The organism is Avrilella dinanensis, from assembly GCF_002807015.1.
GTDB classification, from domain to species: Bacteria; Bacteroidota; Bacteroidia; order Flavobacteriales; family Flavobacteriaceae; genus Flavobacterium; species Flavobacterium dinanensis.
Window position 1 is genome coordinate 394,834 of record NZ_NIPO01000001.1, and the last position, 16,124, is coordinate 410,957.

The window sequence follows — 16,124 nt, forward strand, 5'->3', positions numbered from 1 at the left end:
TCTTATGAATAAAGGGCTGGGTAAAAGTTTTATGAAACGTGTTTCATAAAACTTTTTCTTTGTCTTAAAAATGGCAAAAAAAGCGATGTTGGTCTTGTAAAAGTTTAGATGTAATTGGCTGGGGAAAGCAGAATAATAAACAACGGTTTAAGTGTAAAAATTGTGGTTTATTGTTTACTANTGTTTTCTTTTCTAACGAAAAGTGAGTTTTTTTAGCCATTCTGCTTACCAAAGAATGTAAAAAAGGACGACTTTGAAGGTCGTCCTCATTCTTAGTATAAGCATTAATCTTATTGCTGGTTGGTTGCTCTCCAGCAGCGCCAACTTCCTCTTCAGATTAACTGGCGGAATATAACAACTATTTTGATAAAATCCACCAACTATTTTTCAGTACATTACCAAAAAATATAAAACAACAAATGTCTGATTGTGTGATAATTGGAGACAGAGGTTACTTGTCGCATAGTATTCAACTAGATTTATTTCAAACTGTCAATATTAAATTGGAAACACCTAAAAGAGCTAATCAAAAAGGCTATAAACCACAACCTTATATATTTAGAAAATCAAGAAAAAGAATTGAAACATTATTTTCACAATTGTGTGACCAATTCAAAATTAGAAACAATTATGCTAAGACTTTTGAAGGTTTTAAAACAAGAATTTTAGCAAAAATAACAGCATTAACATTGATTCAATATATCAATAAATTCATATTTGACAGACCAATTAATAATATTAAAAATCAAACAATTTAATTACACCCAACGGGTTAAATTAATTCATTTGTTTTGTTCAAAAAAACAATTAACAATTCTTAACCTTGAACTCTGCTCCATATTTATTTATCCAAAAATCAAAAATTATAGCTATTTTTGAGAAATATTATTTTTAAATCCTACGGATATGCTTAAAAAAATCCTATCATTTACTGCTTTAATTACATTCTCGATGTCTATGTATGCACAGGAAAACATTACTTATCAAAAACCTTCTGAAGAAATATTAACTTTGGCTGATTTTGAAATGGCTCCTGCTATTTCGATGAACAGCACCAAAGACCAAGCTATTTTGGTTTACCGAAATACTTATAAAACACTAGACGACCTCAATCAGGAAGAAATGCGTTTGGGCGGACTTCGGATTAATCCGAAAACATCTATTTCGAGTACGATGACTTTTTATACCAAAATCAAAGTCAAAAATCTGCTTACTCAAACGGAAACAGAGATAAAAAACCTACCCCAATCGGCAAAAATCACTTATCTTACATGGTCACCCGATGAGAAAAAAATAGCCTTCATCAACAATACCAATCAAGGTAATGAATTGTGGTATATTGATTTAGACAATGCCCTGGCACATCAATTAACCCAAGCTGAACTGAATGCCAACACAGGAAATCCTATAACCTGGTTCAAAGACAGTCAGCAATTACTCGTGAAAACGCAACGCCATCGCTACGATGATTTGACAGACAAAACAAATGCTATCCCGGAGGGACCGATTGTTTCAGCGTCTGAAGGTGGTGTCGAATCTCAAAACAGGACTTATCAGGATTTGCTGAAAGACAAAATAGATGAAGAGAATTTTGAAAAACTCATCACAACTGATTTATACCGAATCGACCTCAGCGGAAACAAAAAATTGTTTAAATCGGCTGATATGTTTATTTCGGAATCATTTTCACCTGACGGAAAATACCTGATGATTACTACTTTACAAAAACCGTTTTCTTATATCGTTCCTTTTCAGCGTTTTCCGATGAAAACCACTGTTTATACCGCAAACGGCGATCGTGTAAAAGTAGTTAATGAACTTCCGTTAAACGAAGTGATGCCTAAAGGATTCATGTCTGTCCGGCAAGGGAAAAGAAGCCTCAGGTGGCGTTCAGACAACCCTTCTTCACTATTTTATGTACAAGCATTGGACGAAGGCGACCAAGCCAACGAAGTAGAATTCCGGGACGAATTATTTTCATGGGACGCTCCGTTCAATAAAAATCCGGAAAGTCTGGCAAAAACCTCACAACGTTATGGTGGAATTATTTTTGGGAATAACCAGACAGCCATTGTATATGACCAATGGTATGACACGAGAAACATCAGAACATACCTGCTTAATCCTTCCACCAAAAACATGAAAGTGATTAATGACCGAAATTACCAAGATGTATATGCTGACCCGGGAGATTTCCAGACAGAAAGAAATGAATTCGGACAACAAACTTTGCTTATCAACAACCATAAAATGTATCTGATTGGCGACGGATATTCTGCCAATGGCAAATTTCCGTTTATTGACGAATATGATATGACAACCGACCAATCCTCCCGCATATATCAATCTACTTTAACGGATAAGTTGGAGGATATCAGCTCGATTATTGATATTGACAGTGGTAAAATTCTGGTAAATATTCAATCCAAAACTGATTACCCTAATTATTATTTCCGAAATATTTTTGCCACCCACGATGACGATAGCTTAACCAAAGTTACCGACAACCAAAACCCTTTTGAAAGCCTGAATGATGTTCACAAAGAGGTCATTAAATACCAAAGAAAAGACGGTGTTGAGTTATCCGGAACATTGTATCTGCCAAAAGGTTATATGGAACGGGAAAACAAAGAAAAATTACCTTTACTAATCTGGGCATATCCAACCGAATATAAAGACAAAAACAGTGCAGGACAAAGCACTGCCAACCCGAATGAATTCACTTTTCCGTATTATGGTTCATTCGTGTACTGGGTAGCCAAAGGATATGCTGTGCTGGACGACGCTGCTTTTCCGATTATTGGAGAAGGAGAAACAGAACCTAACGATACTTTTATTGAACAGTTGATTTGGAACGCCGAAGCCGCCATTGATGCTTTGGACGAAAAGGGATATATCGACAGAACCAAAGTCGGTGTGGGAGGTCACAGCTATGGAGCGTTTATGACAGCAAACCTACTTACTCATTCTGATTTGTTTGCTTGCGGAATTGCACGAAGCGGTGCTTACAACAGAACTTTAACTCCGTTCGGTTTTCAACGTGAACAACGAAATTACTGGGAAGCATCTGATGTGTACAACACGATGTCACCGTTCATGAATGCCGAAAAAATGAAAAAGCCTATGTTACTGGTTCACGGAGAAGCTGATAACAACCCGGGAACTTTTACTCTGCAAACGGAACGTTACTTCCAGGCATTAAAAGGATTGGGAGCACCAGTGCGTATGGTAATTTTACCTAAAGAAAGCCACGGCTATGTTGCTAAAGAAAACATACTGCATTTACTTTGGGAGCAAGAGCAATTTTTGGATAAATATTTAAAAGGGAATTAAATTGATTTTATACTTAACCAAAAACGGCTGTCCAATGTTTTGGACAGCCGTTTTGTTATCATTATTATTTCTTGATAAAAGTACCCTGAGCTTTTTTATTAGCTGAATTTATTGCTTTGATCATATAAGTTCCTGCTGGTAGGCTACTTACATTAATTTGTTCTGCAGATTCAAATGACATTACTTTTCTTCCATCAGTAGCATATATTTCAATGTTATTTACCTTTTCAGATAAGTTCAATATATCACTTGTTGGATTTGGGTAAACCTTTAGCGTTGATTGTTCAATATCTTCCGTACTAAGTGTTCCTGTCACGAATACGGTAAAATCCTCCACTTGTCCGTAGGTTAACATTCCGCAAGGCTCAGGGATATTTGAAGAATAGAAATCTGAAGCGATACGCATGCGCAAAGGAGTGTCTATTGTAACTGTTGAAGCTGTTTCGGGAACAAGAAATGTTGCTGTGTGTGTTTCATAAGATTCTGTTCCGTTACTACTCATTATCAATTCATTACTATCAAAAAAGCCATCATTATTATAATCAATCCATGCTCTTACGTTTTCCTTATTATAACTCGTTTTAATCGAAATTTCATAGACTTCATTTGTGGTCAAATTAGCATGCTGCACTGTACTCAAACAATTCGCTACAGTATTATCTATATAATATGCTCCTTCATCTGTATATCCGCCTGAAGAAAAACTCAAATCTTCTAACTTAACATTAATTATTCCAATATTATAGTTATTCGACTCATGCACTATGCCTAATGGCGTACATACAGCAGGAATAGGTGAATCAATTTGCTCTATCTCATCTTCTGCCGGAACTGCTCCATGAGAAAACAATAAATTAGACCTCTCGTTTAACAACATATACAGCATTCTTTCTCTTTGACCATCTGTAAATCTATTCTTACAAGAACTATAATTCATAATATTATAAACAACAGGGATCGATGAGTTTCCAGTGCAACTATTAGTATCTGTATAACAACCTGGCAACAATAAATGAGGATCAGTATCACACACCATATCGCCATCAATGGTGCAGTCATTGTTTTGAGGACATTCAGTAGCTGTTCCTCCTTGAAAAGTATGTCGTAATCCTAAGAAATGCCCAGCTTCATGAGTAAATGCCCCACTGATTTGGTCAAATCTTAAAACAATGCCATCAGTAGCTGATGAAGTCCCCGGATAAGTTGCATACCCTGCCACACCTCCACCATTTGGTGCTGTCCCACTAATACCTGTCACAACCCATACATTTACATATTCCGTGTTTGGCCATCTACTTATATTTTTCATAATTACGTCTTGAGTACCTTGACTACCTGAATGCCTAACACCAAATTCCAAATATTCCGGCAAATCACTCCCATCTACCCTATTAATGCCATTTGTAGGTTGGCAGTCAGGATCGCGTTGTGCCAATTTAAATTGGATAGGCACACTCACTCCACCTTCTGTTTCCCCAGGAAATGCCGGCCATGTTGCCGAAAATTGTTGATTAAGTTCTTCAACAAAATCAACAATTACTTGCTCACTCGGGTTTTCCGGATCGCCAACTGGCTGACCAGTATGAATGATGTGAAACACTACTGGAATTTCATAAATTTCATCTTCCGATGCGGTGGTAGAAGTAATAGCTCTCTGATTATTTTTGGCAAATTCTGCCCATTCTTTGTTTTGATGCTCAATCAACCGTGCATAGTTTTCGTCTTCTAATAACATTTTTTCGTGTACCTCATCAGTTCCACACCAATGTTCTTGAGCGAAAGATACCGCTGGAATTAGGGCTAATAAAAAGAAAAGTTTTGAGATTTTCATCTAAAAATAGTTTTGATTAATATTTGTTTTTGCCAAATATAAGTTAAAAAAAAATAAATTCAATATATATTTAGTTTAGATGTTTTTTTTTAATGGAACACAAACATTATATTTTTATTCCCTATATTTATCTTTATAAAAAATATCACTCAATTATGAGCAGACACCAGCAACGTGTACAAGAAGTCATCACTTTTTTCGAAAATAAAGACGTGTTTTTAGGATTCCGGAAACTGTTGGACTGTGCTATGGACACACAAAATATGGACATCTACAGAGAAGCGGTGGAACTGACCGACTGGAAAGAGAAACACCCGAACGAAGAAGAAACACTTATTCATCGAACCATTGCTTTACTGGAAAAAATCGGAAATATTGAGGTCAAAGAACATCATACCAACGAGCATGTGCTGAAAGCTACAGAAATTACCAAAAGCTACGGAAACCACAAATTCACTTTAGGTCCGGTATCACTAACGCTGAAAAAAGGCGAAGTTTTTGGTTTGGTCGGAGAAAATGGTAACGGAAAAACTACGCTATTAAGGATTCTGGCAAAAGAACTTGCTCATTCGTCGGGAACGCTGGATTATTCATTTGCTGTAAAAAATCCGACAGATTACGAATTGAGAACCAAACTCGTTTATATTCCGCAACGCACCGAAAAATGGTACGGAAGTCTGATGGACAACCTGCGTTTTGTACTTTCCAATTACGGTGAAAAACCGGAAGAAATCGAACTTCGCGTGTTGATGATGGTCGCTCGTTTAGGCTTATGGAACTACAAACACTTGAAATGGAACGAATTATCTTCCGGTTACAAAATGCGTTTTGAGCTGGCAAGAACGCTTTTGCGTAAACCCGAAATATTATTGCTTGATGAACCTTTGGCAAATCTGGACGTTTTGGCACAGCAAATCATTCTGGAAGATTTGAAATCCATTGCCAATTCGGTCAATAATCCGATTGCTTTGATATTGAGTTCGCAACAGCTTTATGAAGTGGAGAAAATCTCTGACAAAGTTATTTTCCTTAAAAACGGTAAATACAACGAACCAAAACCGGAAACTGAAACTGAAAAACCAACACTAATTTTGGAATTGGACAGCAACAGCACACGAGAGGAACTGACCAATGTATTTTCGGAGCTTGCAATAGAAAAAATCACGTTCAACGGCGGAATTTATATGCTGTATTTTTCTGGTGAAACCACGTTTTCTGATGTAATTCTCGCTTTGGGGCAAAATAAAATCCCGATGATTTACATTCGTGACATTTCCGCCTCTACCCGCAGATTTTTTGTAAACTAAAAACTACTTTTATGAACTTTATCAATAAAATAAACAAATATCTTATCGAACGGTTTCCAACCATTTGGAATACTAAAATTGTTTGGATACTTCTCATCTGTTTACCTATTCACGGATTGTTCTTTTTGATTGGTTATTTTTCGCACACCAATCCGCAAACATTTCATTATGGTTATACTGCAAGCGATTATTTCAATTCGGGAATGATTTTGGTGCACATCATCATTTCGCTGTTGATGATTACAGGCTGGCTGGTCGCCATGTTTAAAAACAATGCTTTTAAGAATTTTTATCCAGTAAGCCGTACACAGCTTTTTGGACAGTTTTTGTGTTATTTCATCATTATTTTCTGTTCGGTCAGTTTTTATTTCTCTTATATGTTTGGGTTTAAACTGTTCATAACCAAAGAATATCCCGATGATTTAATGATTAAAAATGTAGCGGTTATCAACAAAGCCAATGCTTTCTTAAGCACTGATTATCAATCCTATCAATTATCACAACGTAAATACCCGCAGATTTTTGAAGATTTACATTGCGAAACCAACTCGGATTATATCGATTATTCCAAAAATCATTATGCGATACGCAACGAAGTGTATCAGTTTTATTCGTTGTATCAAAAAGCAGTTACACAGAAAAATGAGTACAACGAATTTCTGTATCCTGAAGAAGAACAAAAGAAAAATATCGATTTTGTGCGTTATCAGGTAAGAAACGACACATGTTTTTATTTCTACCGCAAAGAGGTTGTTGATGTTTCGGAATATGTAAAAAATGCGGAATTGTCTTATTATAATTTTTCACGTCCGTTTTATACGTTGTCCTCAGGAACATCTTCAAACCGGTATGATTATTATAACGATCCTTATTATCCGCTTCCGCAAAATGATGCTCAGCTCAATCAACAGATTATCGAGCTTTTGGACCGGAGCAATCCTGAGGAAATCAAGCAGATTTTAGATGATTTCCTACATATATCCAAACAGCTGAAAATCAAAACTAATCTCAACACAAACGACTGGTTCAAAATTGTTTATCACCCCGATAATTTTGAAGTGAAGCAGTTCATTTACAACAACTTTAATTTTGATTTAAACTCTTACGATGCAGAAGCTGTCGTAGAAGCAGCTACCGCAAATGCTTCGGAGGCTGTGATTGCGGAAGAAGCCGTGTCGAGAAACAGCACTTATTATTTTTTCAAGAACAATCACACCAATTATTTCTATGAAACGGGTACACTGAAAAACACTTTGGTAAATATTGATTCTATGAAAAACTATGATTTTATATCACAAAATATTCATATTTATCTCTGGCTGTCGTTTATCCTTTCTGCACTTATTTTCAGTTTCAGGGTAACCAATCTGCGAACGGTTATTTTTACGGGAATTACCACAGGTGTTTTAAGCCTATTGGTGGGATTGATATCTTTGATGTATTCACTCAGCGTTTCTTCCTACAATGTGGAATATTTTACTTCATATTTCATTTTAGCATTAGGGTTTAGCATCTTAAGCATACCGATTTTTATGCCTAAATCAGGTTCAAAATTGTTCCGGGGGATTTTAATTAATATGAGTATTCTCGGTTTTGTACCTTACGTTTTTTTGATTTTGAGTATTATCAGTATGCACCAAAAAGATGCTTGCCGTGAAATTTATTCTTCCGATTGCTTTATTTTACTGCAATGGTTAGATAGCACAACCACAAGCTGGATTTTATTAACAACCGGATTTATATTTCTGTTAATATATACATCAGTCATAAAAAAATGGCGGGCATTGCCGGAATAAAAAATACGAATGATGAAAACACATACTACCAATTATTTCAATACATTGATTACAGTTGCTGAAGATTGTAAGGTCGATTGCGGTACAACACCACCCGAAAAAGACAAAAAAACGATTGCCAATTATCAGTTTGATTTATTGACAAAAAAACCTTTGAAATATACTTCAGACGAAGTTTTATTCACAGTTTTTAGTCTGAGAAATGATATTTCTGCTTCTAAACTGAACGATGAAAAAATAAAATTCTTTTCAAAAGGTCAGCCTTGTTTGAGAACTTCGCCCTTAGCAAAAACCTATGGCTGGGGTATTTATTTTGATGACAAAGGCAAAATAAAACTCATTGATTCCGCATCAGACGAATATCAGAATCTGATACAAAATCAGTCTGTTAATAAAAAACCGGCAATGAAAAACAAACGATAAAAACGGTTATTCCGAAAGAGGTATCTTATTTCATTTCACAGATTCCTCGTACCTCGAATGACCAATAAATTTTTTAATTATGGCAAAAAACAAAACAGATTTTACCAACGAAAGTGTTACCGATTTTATCGAAAACGTAGAAAACGAACAAAAACGAAAAGACAGTTACGCATTGATTCAGCTAATGGAGGAGATTTCAGGCGAATCAGCACGAATGTGGGGACCAAGCATTATCGGTTTCGGAAATTATCATTACAAATACGCAAGCGGACACGAAGGCAGCGCCCCGATTCTGGGGTTTTCGCCAAGGAAATCAGCCATTTCATTGTATGCTTTTACCGGTTTGGCAGAACACGAACACTTGTTGGAAGGATTGGGAAAGTTCACAAAAGGAAAAGCTTGTATCTACATCAAAAAACTCGCAGACATTGACGAACCCATCCTTAAAGACCTGATGAAAGAAACGATTGATTACATCAGTGCAACATATACGAGGGTTAGAGAATAATTAATCATCTTCTTCTAGCTGAAATAATTCTTCATTACTTTATCAGAAGAAAAATTTACATTTTTTGTTTACAAAAAATACAACCTTAAATATATTTTAGGTAATGTACTGAAAAATAGTTGGTGGATTTTATCAAAATAGTTGTTATATTCCGCCAGTTAATCTGAAGAGGAAGTTGGCGCTGCTGGAGAGCAACCAACCAGCAATAAGATTAATGCTTATACTAAGAATGAGGACGACCTTCAAAGTCGTCCTTTTTTACATTCTTTGGTAAGCAGAATGGCTAAAAAAACTCACTTTTCGTTAGAAAAGAAAACATNACTGACGAAGTAATCAAACAAGCTGAAGAAGATGCTAAAGCAGAATTGAAAGCCGAAGGTAAACCTGAGCAAATATGGGATAAAATCATTCCCGGAAAAATTCAGCGGTTTATCTCCGACAATACTACTTTAGACCAGGAAAAAGCACTGCTTGACCAAAACTTCATCAAAGATGAAAGCAAAAAAGTAGGCGAATACGTAAAAGAATTTAACGTGGAAATCACAGGTTTTAAACGCGTTAGCTTAGGATAAACCTGTTCCTCCTTTTATATAAAAAACACCCCCGAAAGAAATTCTTCCGGGGGTGTTTTTCTTTAGAATTTAACTTTGCTCTGTTGCAAATTCTTTCAAACACGTTATCAAATATTCCACATCAGATAAGGTAACTGCATTATAGAGTGATACTCGATAACCACCAACATAACGATGCCCTTGAATTCCGGTAATGTTTTTGCTTTCAATAAACCGGTCAAACTGAGTTGATAGATTTTCATCTACTAAACGAAAACATACATTCATTAAAGAGCGGTCTTGCTTTTGAGCCGTACCAAAAAACAGATAATTATTGTCAATTTCCTGATAAAGCATGGCTGCTTTTTGTCTGTTAATTTTTTCCATTGCCTCTACTCCGCCCTGCTGTATTAACCATTGCAGATTCAGCCATGTAAGATATACAGCAAAAACCGGCGGAGTGTGATACAAGCCATTGTGCTGAAAATGCTGTTTATAGCTAAGAACATTAGGAATATTAACGTTTTCAGACAACAAACTTTCATGAATAATCACTACCGACAACCCCGAAGTGCTGATATTCTTCTGAGCTCCGGCATAAATCAATCCAAACTGACTGAAATCGAGCTTTCGGGAAAAGATATCGGAACTCATATCGCAAACCAAAGGTGCATTCGTGTCAGGAAAATTATTCATTTGTGTGCCGTAGATCGTATTGTTGCTAGTACAATGCAGATAATCTATTTGTTCCGGCAAATGATACCCTTGAGGAATATAACTGTAATTTTTATCTTCACTTGAGGCTACAATTTTTACCTGACCTACTTTCCGGGCTTCATTAATTGCCTTTTGAGCCCATACTCCGGTGTCTATATATCCTGCCTGGGTTTTCAGAAGATTCAAAGGTACCCGAGCAAATTCCATACTGGCACTTCCTTGCAGAAAAAGCACCTGGTAACCTTTATTTTCAAGCGAGAGCAGTTCGAGCACCCATTTGTTACAATCTGCTAAAATGGATAAAAAAGCATCACTACGGTGTGAGATTTCCAAAATAGACAAACCGGTATCATTGAAGTTTTCCAATGCTTCGGCAGCCTTTTGATAAACTTCCGGGCTAAGAGGAGCCGGACCTGCACAAAAATTATATTTTTTCATCATAAAAAAATCGACCTGGAGGCCGATTTGATTTTAAAAATTGGTTGTGATATTTAAGGTAAATCCATTAGCCTCAGGAACTTCTCTACAAACTCCACCGACGCATATCAATCCGCCTCGCTGACGACCATAACTTCCCGCTACTCGGGTACGACCTTTAGTGTAGCTGAGTCCGTAAGTAAAATAATGAATTCGCTTACTGTTCTTATCGTTTCCGTAGTTGTAAATATCAAAGGCAAAAAACGACCAGTTGCTGTTGGGTGCATATTCCAGAGTAGCACCTGCCCAGTTCTTGTGATAGGCATCTGCCCACTGATGTTGCAGTTCTAACCGAATAGAACTGGTCGGTTTAAGAAAATATAATCCTTCAACCGCAGCAGTATTTGCTTTTACAAATCCGTTATTTTTTTCTTCGAGATAACCTTGATTGTAATATTGGTTAACATACATAAAAATGGAAGTAAAACGCTCAGACCATTTTCTGCGGTATTCCAAACCTAAATCAGAATAATATTTCTGTCCGTCGTTAAAGAAACCTGTTGATTTAAGACTTCGGTCGTCTTGCTCTTCTGCTTCCAAACCTGCCCAATAGGAACCGTTCAAAATGAAATTAGCTCCATATTTACCGCCAAAAAATGTACCTTCTTTCGCTTCATAGAAAACATCAAACTGTCCGCCTATCTCACCTAATTTCTGCAAATTGAATATATCATATTTTCCTTGAGCCTGGTAAACATAAATGTTTTGTAAAGCAAAATCATATTGTTTTGTCAATGCGGGTACATAGTTAATCATTCCGTAATTGAATGTATTTCCTTGTAGCTGTCGTTCGGAATAAAAATCCATGTTTTCCATTCGACGTAAATTGATATTTACACCAAACCCAGATGTGTTATAACCTAAATTCAACAAAATGGCATTTCCGCCTTTTTTATATTGCGGATACAATCCTTCTGGCGTGGAAACAATATCTTCAGTTTTATAGACATACTCCCCTCCTATCAGGAATTTATCGCCGGCATATTCCAAACGGGTTGATAACATGTTGGTGTTGGGTTCAACTTCGGGGTAATTGTCCAGCTCCTGATGACGTCCGACGAAACTTGCACCGAATTTCAACGAATAATCTTTGTCCATAAGATTGGCTAAATCAACCTCAGTATCAGCCCCGTAAATCATTCCGTCTGACAGGTCAAATCCCATACCGATACGTTGCTTTCCGCCCAACAAAGTAATTTGTGTGGAAGAATGCGGGCTGTATTTTACGCGACCACCAAAAATAGCATTATTGATTCCCAAAGCTCTGTCTTCCCACGAACGTAGAACCAATCCGCTACCAAACTGCTCATAAAAATGACCGACTGTTACATCGATACCATTTTCATAATCATTATATCTGGCGTAAACGGTACCAACATTGACACCTTCAAGATTTGGAGAATAATTAAGAATGGCATACGGCAAATAGCCTTCCATTTGCAAACCGGCTTCAAATTTTCCTTTGAAGTAATCAATCTTTACATAATTATTGGAACGAAACGGGTTGTCTTTCGTTTCCTGGTCTTTTATTTTTATCTGAGCATCCTCTATGTAATATTGAGAATTGGATTCTATCCCTACGTTAATCTGGGCTGCCGCTGTATATCCCATCAAAGATAAAGCGACTATCAGAAACTTATTGTAATTTTTCATTGCTTACTTTCCAATAGCTTTTTTTAACTCTTTATACAATTCGTTTTCCGTTCCTGGTGTGTATCCGGTATGTGAATAAACAATCTGACCTTTATATACAACTACTGTATAAGGTGGATTGATAACATTCATTGCTCTTTTCAATTCCTGATTTTCATCTAATAAAACGGTGTAATCCCACGCTTTCCCGTTAACCAACGGTTTTACTCTTGAGCGGGTTCTTGAATCGTCGATTGAAACAGCCACCAACTCAACGCCTGTTTCTTTTTGCCATTTGTCATAAACTTTATTGATGGCTTCCAGTTCTTTTAAACAAGGTCCACACCATGTCGCCCAAAAACTCACGATAACCGGCTTGTCTGATTTTCCATATTGTGCGATGTTTACAGACTTTCCTTTAAGGTCTTTCAACGTTACATTCGGTAACTTACTCTGTGCCGAAACAGACAGACTGAAACACACAAATGCAATAATTGATAATACTCTCATCATAATTTCTTTAATTTTAGTTTAACAAACTTATGAAGTTTATTTCAAAAAAAATATTTTTCAGTTCAAAAATTAAATAATAAATTAGTCGAATTAAATTTATGAACAGCAAATATAGCTTTAAAATTATGAAAAAAACTTTTTTACTGGCATCAATAACTTTGGTTTCGTTATTATCTTCCTGTAATGAACTGGTAGATGACTCTGTCGTTTCTATCGGTGGTGAAAACAGGGTTACCCGGGTAGTTGTAGCCGTTTTCGACGGTGAGGGCAGTGTTATTAACGTACAGCAAGCGGAGGCAGGTGTTGAGCAAGATTATGAAATGGTTGGTGAAAATTTCAAACACCGTGTTTTAATCGAAGATTTCACAGGAGCCTGGTGTGTGAACTGCCCACGTGTTACTCACACGATTGAGGAAGAATTAGAACCTGAGCATCACGATAAATTTATAGCCGTTGCTTTACACAATGATGACGGAGGTAGCGACCCTTTTGTTTTTAAACCTTATGAAAAGCAATTACACGGGATATTAGCCGATAAAGTGCACCCAACTCCTGAATTTGCCTCTTACCCTTTTTCGCCGCTAAACCGCCAGGAAATGTGGAAAAGAGACGGACAGGCATACGATGTACAACAAGCTCTTGATTTGGTACAGGAATCTTCGCCTGTCGGAATCAGAATTGATTCTGATTTAGATGTAACCGAAGGAACAGGAACCGTAAATGTATCTTTTAAGTTTAATCAGGATTATAATGAAGAGTTGAAATATATCGTTTATATTGTTGAAGACGGCTTGGAATACGCTCAGAAAAACAGCACACCATTCTATGGCGGAGGAAGCGAAATAGAAGATTTCGTTCACAATGCCGTTGCAAAAGGAATAGTGGGTACAGACGTACTGGGAACAACAATTCCTGCTAACGAAACCAAAGCCGGACAAATTTTTAATTCAGGAAGGCTGAATGTTACTTTTAACACGTTTGAATAAAAATAATTTTTAGTAAAAAAGCTGTTTCTTCACAATGAAGAAACAGCTTTTTTATTGATTATAAAACCGCCCAGTAATAAAATCAATATCTTTAATTGATTTCCGACTCCAATCAATCCGTTTTTCCAGAATTTCGTTTTCTGTCAACTGCCAGTTAATTCCTGATTTTCTCAACCTTTCTGTAATATCCTGAATCACGATTGCTGCCGAAACAGATATATTCAAACTCTCGGTAAATCCGACCATTGGTATTTTAATATAAGCATCTGCCTGTTGCAAAATATCTTCCGAAAGCCCTGTTTTTTCTGTACCAAAAAAGATAGCCGACGGTTTTGTAATATCAAAATCTGCTAAAAAACCGGCTTGTATGTGTGGCGAAGTTGCCACAATCTGAAAACCTTGTTCCCTTAGTTTCTCTATACATGAAATATTGTTCTGATAGCGATGAATATCTACCCATTTTTCTGCTCCCATCGCTATTTCTTTATCTATTCTCTTACCAAATCGCTCTTCGATAACGTGTAAATCCTGAATACCGAAAACCTCGCAGCTACGCATTACCGCACTGGTATTATGTAACTGATAAACATCTTCAACCGCGATGGTAAAATGTCTCGTTCGGTTTTGCAAAACTTCCAGAAAACGCTCCTTTCGGTTAGCCGTCAAAAAAGTTTCCAGATAAGCCAGATATTCCGTATCTTGGAACATATTATTATATATCATAATTTTAAAAATAATGCCAAAGATACAAAGTCCGGTTAATATGAAAAAAATAGTCGTTTTGTCAGGAGCTGGTATCAGTGCCGAAAGTGGTATAAAAACATTCAGAGATGCCGATGGATTATGGGAAGGACACGATATTACGGAAGTCGCCAGTCCGGAAGGCTTTACCAAAAATCCGGAATTGGTTTTGAATTTTTATAATCTTCGCCGTCGTCAGTTATTGGAAGTACAACCCAATTTGGCACACCAATTACTTGCTGATTTGGAGCAATATTATCCTATCAACATTATTACGCAAAATGTGGACGATTTGCACGAAAGAGCCGGAAACAAAAACGTACTGCATCTGCATGGCGAGTTGCTAAAAGCCAGAAGCAGTAAAAATGAAAATTATGTTGTCGAATGGCATTCAGATATCAATATGAATAACCTTTGCCCGGACGGTTATTTGATGCGTCCGCACATCGTTTGGTTCGGTGAAACCGTTCCGGAATTTGACCGTGCCACAGACCTCATCAGCCAGGCAGATATTGTGATTGTTATCGGAACATCAATGCAGGTTTATCCCGCAGCCGGGTTGATACAATACGCAACCAAAGCCGAAAATATTTTTTATATTGACCCAAAACCAGCCTACATACACCTCACGACCATATCGGTGGAAACTATTGCTGAAAAAGCCACTACCGGAATGGAAAAATTATTCAAAAGACTAATTTCGTCTATTTAGTTACAAATCTTTTTTATTCATCTCAATTATTTCCATTATCCTGGCACTCATATCGCTATAAGACGCTTGTGACAGTTGTTTGATGTCTTCATTTGGGTAATGAAGTATGATGTTATTTACCGAATCGTTGAATTTCTCACACACACTTAAATAGTTACGGATAAAAACCTTGTCATATTCACCCCGACCTCCGGTAGAATATTTGTAGATTTCGCGTTCATATTCCGGCGAAAATTCAGCAGGCAACTTGATTCCGTTTTCGGAAGCAACTGCCTCCAATCGGGCTTTGTTTTTTTGCGTGATTTCCAACTGTTTTTGTGCATAGGTTTTCAGCCTATCGTCTTCTGATTTTTCTGTCCATACCTGCAATGCTTTCGCATCAAAATTGGTAAATTGGTAGAGGTAAATAAATAATTCCACGTCTTTCGGAGAAAAATCTGATGAAGTTTCAGCTAAAACCGTTTCCTTTTTTTCAGAATGATTATCTTTACAGGAAGATAAAAATGAAGATGCAACAAACACCAAAGCTAAGAAGAACCCTGCGTTACAAGTTAATTTGTTCATAATATTGGTTTTAATGTTTTGTTAAAAATAATA

At 36.7% G+C, this 16,124-nt stretch carries 13 protein-coding genes and 3 pseudogenes; 10 read left to right on the plus strand and 6 right to left on the minus strand.

The annotated features are described in order from the left end of the window. Nucleotides 1-95: 95 nt before the first annotated feature. The 3 genes and pseudogenes from CDL10_RS11630 to CDL10_RS01875 all read left to right on the plus strand — a co-directional run. A pseudogene (locus CDL10_RS11630) lies at nucleotides 96-206 on the plus strand (IS1/IS1595 family N-terminal zinc-binding domain-containing protein); the annotation flags it as partial. A 195-nt stretch (nucleotides 207-401) separates the two neighbouring features. Beyond that, nucleotides 402-758, plus strand: a pseudogene (locus tag CDL10_RS01870) (transposase); the annotation flags it as partial. Nucleotides 759-906: 148 nt separating this feature from the next. Next, nucleotides 907-3,333, plus strand: coding sequence for a S9 family peptidase (locus CDL10_RS01875; protein ID WP_243389274.1), 2,427 nt, complete (start codon nucleotides 907-909; stop codon nucleotides 3,331-3,333). 64 nt (nucleotides 3,334-3,397) lie between these two features. Here CDL10_RS01875 and CDL10_RS01880 read toward each other — a convergent pair whose 3' ends face one another. Next, nucleotides 3,398-5,164, minus strand: a complete 1,767-nt coding sequence (locus CDL10_RS01880) for a zinc-dependent metalloprotease (RefSeq protein ID WP_100676963.1) — start codon at nucleotides 5,162-5,164, stop codon at nucleotides 3,398-3,400. 155 nt (nucleotides 5,165-5,319) lie between these two features. Here CDL10_RS01880 and CDL10_RS01885 point away from each other — a divergent pair, with 155 nt between their 5' ends. The 5 genes and pseudogenes from CDL10_RS01885 to CDL10_RS01905 form a co-directional block, all read left to right on the plus strand. Next, nucleotides 5,320-6,471, plus strand: coding sequence for an ABC transporter ATP-binding protein (locus CDL10_RS01885; protein WP_100678603.1), 1,152 nt, complete (start codon nucleotides 5,320-5,322; stop codon nucleotides 6,469-6,471). An 11-nt stretch (nucleotides 6,472-6,482) separates the two neighbouring features. After that, nucleotides 6,483-8,267: a hypothetical protein gene (locus tag CDL10_RS01890; protein WP_100676964.1), complete on the plus strand. Its 1,785-nt coding sequence runs from the start codon at nucleotides 6,483-6,485 to the stop codon at nucleotides 8,265-8,267. Nucleotides 8,268-8,276: 9 nt separating this feature from the next. Next, nucleotides 8,277-8,690 carry a DUF6157 family protein gene (locus CDL10_RS01895; protein ID WP_243389275.1) on the plus strand — a complete coding sequence of 138 codons (414 nt, stop codon included), beginning with the start codon at nucleotides 8,277-8,279 and terminating at the stop codon, nucleotides 8,688-8,690. Between the two features lie 79 nt (nucleotides 8,691-8,769). After that, the gene (locus CDL10_RS01900) at nucleotides 8,770-9,198 is read left to right on the plus strand and encodes a DUF1801 domain-containing protein (RefSeq protein ID WP_100676966.1); all 429 of its coding nucleotides are present in this window, start codon (nucleotides 8,770-8,772) and stop codon (nucleotides 9,196-9,198) included. 299 nt (nucleotides 9,199-9,497) lie between these two features. Then, nucleotides 9,498-9,770: pseudogene (locus CDL10_RS01905) on the plus strand (translation elongation factor Ts); the annotation flags it as partial. Between the two features lie 69 nt (nucleotides 9,771-9,839). Here CDL10_RS01905 and serC read toward each other — a convergent pair. Genes serC through CDL10_RS01920 form a run of 3 tightly spaced genes read right to left on the minus strand, consistent with a single transcriptional unit; the run spans nucleotide 9,840 to nucleotide 13,088 of the window. Beyond that, nucleotides 9,840-10,907 (minus strand): 3-phosphoserine/phosphohydroxythreonine transaminase, encoded by a 1,068-nt coding sequence (gene serC, locus CDL10_RS01910; protein ID WP_100676967.1) that lies wholly within the window; start codon nucleotides 10,905-10,907, stop codon nucleotides 9,840-9,842. A 30-nt stretch (nucleotides 10,908-10,937) separates the two neighbouring features. Further along, entirely contained in the window at nucleotides 10,938-12,596 is a 1,659-nt protein-coding gene (locus tag CDL10_RS01915; protein ID WP_100676968.1) for a DUF6029 family protein, read from the minus strand. A gap of 3 nt (nucleotides 12,597-12,599) precedes the next feature. Beyond that, entirely contained in the window at nucleotides 12,600-13,088 is a 489-nt protein-coding gene (locus CDL10_RS01920) for a TlpA family protein disulfide reductase (RefSeq protein ID WP_317045727.1), read from the minus strand. 125 nt (nucleotides 13,089-13,213) lie between these two features. Between CDL10_RS01920 and CDL10_RS01925 the strand changes: the two genes are divergently transcribed. Further along, the gene (locus CDL10_RS01925) at nucleotides 13,214-14,074 is read left to right on the plus strand and encodes an Omp28-related outer membrane protein (protein WP_165772967.1); all 861 of its coding nucleotides are present in this window, start codon (nucleotides 13,214-13,216) and stop codon (nucleotides 14,072-14,074) included. Nucleotides 14,075-14,125: 51 nt separating this feature from the next. Here the strand turns inward: CDL10_RS01925 and CDL10_RS01930 are convergent, their stop codons facing one another. Further along, nucleotides 14,126-14,800 (minus strand): TrmH family RNA methyltransferase, encoded by a 675-nt coding sequence (locus CDL10_RS01930; protein ID WP_165773012.1) that lies wholly within the window; start codon nucleotides 14,798-14,800, stop codon nucleotides 14,126-14,128. Nucleotides 14,801-14,837: 37 nt separating this feature from the next. Between CDL10_RS01930 and CDL10_RS01935 the strand changes: the two genes are divergently transcribed. After that, nucleotides 14,838-15,527 (plus strand): SIR2 family NAD-dependent protein deacylase, encoded by a 690-nt coding sequence (locus tag CDL10_RS01935; protein ID WP_100676971.1) that lies wholly within the window; start codon nucleotides 14,838-14,840, stop codon nucleotides 15,525-15,527. On the opposite strand, the gene CDL10_RS01940 is transcribed toward CDL10_RS01935, so the two are convergent. Further along, entirely contained in the window at nucleotides 15,528-16,091 is a 564-nt protein-coding gene (locus CDL10_RS01940; RefSeq protein ID WP_100676972.1) for a DUF4142 domain-containing protein, read from the minus strand. Nucleotides 16,092-16,124: the final 33 nt, after the last annotated feature.